Here is a 2635-nt window from a genome sequence, read left to right on the forward strand (position 1 = left end):
TGTTGCCATCGTTGGTGACGACAATCTCGTAGCTGGCCACATCCCCTGCTTCATCTACAGAACCACCGGCACCATCTCCTCCTACATCAGTTACTGTTTTCGAAATCGTGTACTCAGGATCAGCCGTTACATCCGTCGGCTCTATATCAGAGTTATTAGCTGTATTCGTATCGTTAATTGATGTGACAGTGACGTTATTAAATAAATCTCCATTGGCGAGGGAATCGTCTCCATCAGTAGGTGCCGTGTCCAGAATCTCAACAGTGACTTCGACAGTAACGGTTTCGAGAGGCTCAAGGAATTGTAAGTCGCCTGTAATTGTCCCACCATTAGCTGAGCCATCGTGAACAATATTGGTGTCTGGGGTGATAAATCCAACTGTATCTGTGACTGTGGCACTAACAAAAGCGACGTTAGGATCTAGAGTATCTGTCAAAACTACACCATTGGCAACAACTTCATCAGAGTTGTTAGTCACCTCAATAGTATAGGTAAACTGATCGCCTATTTGTAGAGTAGTGGGAGCTTGTGGATCAGGATTAGTTGTTACTATGCTGGGATTATCACTTTTGATAACCGACAGATCGGCTTCGAGACTAAATAACTGACCGACTTGTTGTAGAGGTACGGTCTGATTACCAGTATTAATAGTTTCTCCAGTCTCAACAGTTCCAGAGGTTTCTGCACTTATTAGTCTTGATTGAACAGTATTTCCCTGAACAGGCTCCATGATTTCATCATCAAGAACCAACCAGGCTTCGACAACTACAGTTTCTCCTGGGTCGAGATTGTCAATTACAAAGGTGCCTTGAATTTCCGTTCCTACTATTGACCAGTTGAGACTACTTACCGTCGCATCTGTATCATTGACAGTGTTGGGATCATTGGTATCAACAAAGGCGGCAAGAACGCCAAGATCTTCATCGTAACCATAGTCACCCCCTGCTGTAGTTTCAGTATCCCAGCCAGCAACAAAGGTTATACTATCTCCTGGAGGTGCACCTGCATCTACCTCAATTCGGAAGAAGAACGGGACAATTTGCCCTATGGCTAAATTTCCGGGGGATAGAGACTCAACGCTAGTATCATCCTCAGCTCCAGCTAAATCGTCACCTGGGTCTCGACCAGAAGGCAAAGGATTGCCTGTGATTACTGTGAATAGCGAACCAATAATTTTGGGGTAATTATTAGGGTTTGCAGCACTAAAGTCAAGACTATAATCACCACCAGCCATAGTTAAATCTCCTTGTTGGATAAGTTGTTGTGTTGTTTTTTTGCCCGAACAATTGTGTTAAAAATCTTTATCATGCAGCCATAATTGACTTCCAAGAGGTCTGATTCAAAAATTTGGTTGCCAATATATCTTGGAAAGCATCCCAATCGGTTTGCCAATTTTTAAGCTGATTTTGCAGAATATTTAACTTGTCTTTCTCATTTTCCCTAACCAGATCATGGTGGAAGTTCCCAGAGAATAGAATCGAAGAAATTGCCTCTTGCCCGAACATTTGTAACTTTGCTTCTTTAATATTCAAACGCAGTGGCACTTTGTTGAGGCTATACATTATATTTATCCCAGTCTGCATGGTTTTATCCCCTACTTCTTGCCAGGCACCAGGAGATAGGATTTTTTCTGTAATATATTTATGGGCAGTCTCAGAACTATCGCCAAAAGTAGCAAATAGCCGAGGTTTGATCCCCACGGCACGATAATCTAAATTAGGTAGAGCGGCAGCATATTTACTCACTAGTTCTGCGATTTTCATCCCCTCAGAAGTTTTTGGCTCAACCATTCCTTCGGAAACAGAAACATTACCTGACTTGGCCTTAATCCTGATGCCATTTTTGAGGACAATTTTAGTTGATCGGTCTGATAAAACTGGTGGTCTTGCCAATTCCCAGTCCGTGGCCATAGCCCCACTACTTTTAAGAAAATCATAGGTTAAAATATCGGGATTATGATCTCTAACTGCGATGACAATTGAGAAGTCTTTAATCTTGAGATTTTTTGCCATAAAAAATATCTTAAGCTACGTCTTTAGCATTCATAGTTTAACCTTGAAAATAAATTATGCCAGTCGTACAAAAAGTTTTTACATTAAGCAAGTTGGCTGATGGATTAAAGTTTTGGGCTAATAGCGAAACACATTCATTGAGCTGGGGGGGGGATCGCATAATAGTAAAAGCATTGGTTCATCATCCTATTCGAAATTCAATGTGTTTGAGAATACATAAAAGTTAATAAAAAACATTCTAAATTACTATCGAAATATAATCTTCTTCTGTTCAGCCTTAATCTCTTTTTTCACTTTTCAAAAATAAATTTTAAAGGCCAAATATTTGCATTTTTTTTAGCAAAAAATTACGATTAGTGAAGAATGTCATCTCAATTTTTGTTTAGTACGGATGTTTTGTGGTGAGACTTGAAGCTGAGTATACGAGAAGAAATAATATGTCTTAGGTATTTTCTAAATTAAAATAAAACCCACAAACCATTGGTTGTGGGTTCTTGATTAGCTTTGAGTATCAGTAAGTTTAGCTAATAAGACGATAACTATGTCAAAGTCCAATTACCATCACCTAGATCATGAACTGAAATATCCAAATGGGGATGAAGTTTCGCAATTACGTTATTAGA

General features: G+C 39.5%; 2 protein-coding genes. Both read right to left on the reverse strand.

Translation table 11 applies throughout. The features are described from left to right. The coding region (locus XEN7305_RS00165) for a DUF11 domain-containing protein (RefSeq protein ID WP_006507260.1) at positions 1–1234 on the reverse strand (1234 nt) is incomplete at its 3' end. Positions 1235–1304: 70 nt separating this feature from the next. Then, positions 1305–2012, reverse strand: a complete 708-nt coding sequence (locus XEN7305_RS00170; RefSeq protein WP_006507261.1) for a hypothetical protein — start codon at positions 2010–2012, stop codon at positions 1305–1307. Positions 2013–2635: the final 623 nt, after the last annotated feature.

The organism is Xenococcus sp. PCC 7305, assembly GCF_000332055.1.
Classification (GTDB): domain Bacteria; phylum Cyanobacteriota; class Cyanobacteriia; order Cyanobacteriales; family Xenococcaceae; genus Xenococcus.

Coding starts and splice junctions, on each gene's coding strand:
- XEN7305_RS00170 (WP_006507261.1), bottom strand. CDS start 2,012: ATGGCAAAAAATCTCAAGATTAAAGACTTCTCAATTGTCATCGCAGTT.